Source organism: Halomonas sp. AOP7-B1-5, from assembly GCF_052353045.1.
Taxonomy (GTDB): Bacteria; Pseudomonadota; Gammaproteobacteria; order Pseudomonadales; family Halomonadaceae; genus Vreelandella; species Vreelandella colorata.
Genome location: NZ_JBQTDC010000094.1, coordinates 1 through 2136, shown reverse-complemented (window position 1 = coordinate 2136; position 2136 = coordinate 1). Strand labels below are relative to the sequence as shown.

The window sequence follows — 2136 nt, the reverse complement described above, 5'->3', positions numbered from 1 at the left end:
CTAGTGGCTATCTGGTTTTTGACATTGCCGTTTCATGCTAGCGCTTTGGACAAGCCAGAAGGTCCTGTCATGCTGATAGTGACAGGTACATTGGCGCATCCCAATAGTGGTGATGAGGCACATTTTGACCGAGCTATGCTGGAAGCTTTAGAGCAGCATGATACGCTCACGAATACGCCCTGGCATGATGGTCAGGTTCGCTTTTCTGGCCCCTTGGGGCGTGCCATCTTGGAGGCGGTTGGTGGAGACGGCGAACAAATGCGGATCACCGCGTTAAATGATTATGCGGCTACGGTTCCGGTCAGCGATTTTTATCAATATGATGTGATTTTGGCCATGAGTGCGGATGACGAGCCTCTGCGCATTCGTGACCAGGGGCCTCTTTTTGTCATCTACCCTTTTGATGATTCACCAAAGTTATTGAATGAAGTAATACTCTCACGCTCAGTTTGGCAGGTGCATAGGATCGATATTGAATAATAACGCGAATCTTTAATGGATAAGTATCCAATGCTGTCAGGCTTGAAACGCTATTTTTCCCGGCGTGCACGGATTGCCACTTTTTCGGCAATCCTTTTTTTCTTTTCTGCTCTCACCACGGGCGGGGTTATTTTTCAGCGTCAACATGCGCTGGAAAACCGGCTGTTGGAAAACTTGCTTTGGGCGGGCTATCAGCTCGATAGAGAAGTCAGAGAATTCCGTTTAAGTCTTATTGAAGCAACAGCATACCCTGTCTCAGCGGAAGATATTTTATTACGATACGAGATTCTTTATAGCCGGAAGAACTTATTTTTCCAGGGTGATATTGGTAAGGAGGTTGCACTTATAGAGAGCCTTAAAACGAATGTGCAGGCATCTGAAAATCTCATAATGGAAATCGATTCGTTATTGGAGGATCTCTGGCATAACCCTTCAGGCCTTACCCCTTTACTAATTAATACGTTGCTCGCTAAAACATCTATACTGCAGAAGTTAACCTCTGACGCTCTGGTCGACACCAATGCCAATGTCGCGCGAATGCGTACCGATGAGCGTGAATCTTTGGCACAGCTTTATGGCTTGGCACTTCTGCTGATTACACTTTTGATGATATCGGGCGGGCTCCTTGTCCGTGCGCTTATAAGAGAGGGTCGCTCCAATTTAGAGAAAGCACAAGCGCTTGAAAAGCAGAGCCATGAGCTGAATGTGGCAGCACAGCAGGCCGAGACGGCTAGTCGGGCGAAATCTGAATTCATGGCAGTTATGAGCCATGAAATACGTACTCCACTTAACGGAGTTGTTGGTATGGCCGACTTGTTAAGCGAAGAGGTGAGTACTCCTGATGCAACAGCATATTTAGCTGCGCTTAAGCGCAGTGCCGATAGTTTACGAAGCGTGATTAATGATATTCTGGATTATACTAAAATAGAGTCTGGTAATTTAGATCTCGATATTCAAGCTTTTGATCTACATAAATGTATTGATGAACTATGTATTGGCTATAGCCTGCAATGTAAGACAAAATCCGTTTCCTTTAGCTACGCTAAATCAGCCGATTTGCCCCAGTTTGTAAAGGGAGATGTAGTACGGATTCGACAAATCATAATGAATCTCATCAATAATGCTATTAAGTTTACAGACGAAGGTTTTGTAAAGTTCACGATCCACAGCGAGGCCGGCCATTGGGTTCGTTTCGAGGTGCGTGATACTGGGTGTGGTATTTCTGAGCAAGATCAAGCCCAACTCTTTTCCGCTTTTGCTCAAGTGGATACATCCATTGCACGAAGACATGAAGGGGCTGGGGCTTGCCATCTGTAAACGGCTTGTTGGATCAATGCAGGGTGATATTGATGTCAACAGCATGGAAGGGGTTGGTAGTCGTTTCTGGTTCTCGATTCGGCTGCCAGAAACGGATGTACTGCCAGAATACTCTACTCAGAAAAGCCTGCGTGGTTTGATTTCTAACCAGCATATCCTGATTGTCGAAGATAACTCATTAAATCAGACGGTCGCTAAGGTAATGCTTGAGCGGTTAGGGCAACGAGTAAGTATTGCTGATAATGGTGAGGCAGCGCTTACGTTACTCAAAGCACATAGTAGCGATGTCGACCTGGTACTTATGGATATGCAAATGCCGGTGCTGGATGGCGTGCAAAC

Annotated in this window: 2 protein-coding genes and 1 pseudogene; all 3 read left to right on the top strand. The window is 45.8% G+C overall.

What is annotated here, in order from left to right; genetic code table 11:
- Positions 1-3 precede the first annotated feature (3 nt).
- Positions 4-480 carry a molybdopterin-dependent oxidoreductase gene (locus ACT3XD_RS19485; RefSeq protein WP_192539929.1) on the top strand — a complete coding sequence of 159 codons (477 nt, stop codon included), beginning with the start codon at positions 4-6 and terminating at the stop codon, positions 478-480.
- Positions 481-495: 15 nt separating this feature from the next.
- A pseudogene (locus ACT3XD_RS19480) lies at positions 496-1825 on the top strand (histidine kinase dimerization/phospho-acceptor domain-containing protein); the annotation flags it as partial.
- A partial coding sequence (locus ACT3XD_RS19475; RefSeq protein ID WP_412767960.1) for an ATP-binding response regulator occupies positions 1814-2136 on the top strand: 323 nt, incomplete at its 3' end. The pseudogene ACT3XD_RS19480 and the gene ACT3XD_RS19475, both read left to right, overlap by 12 nt.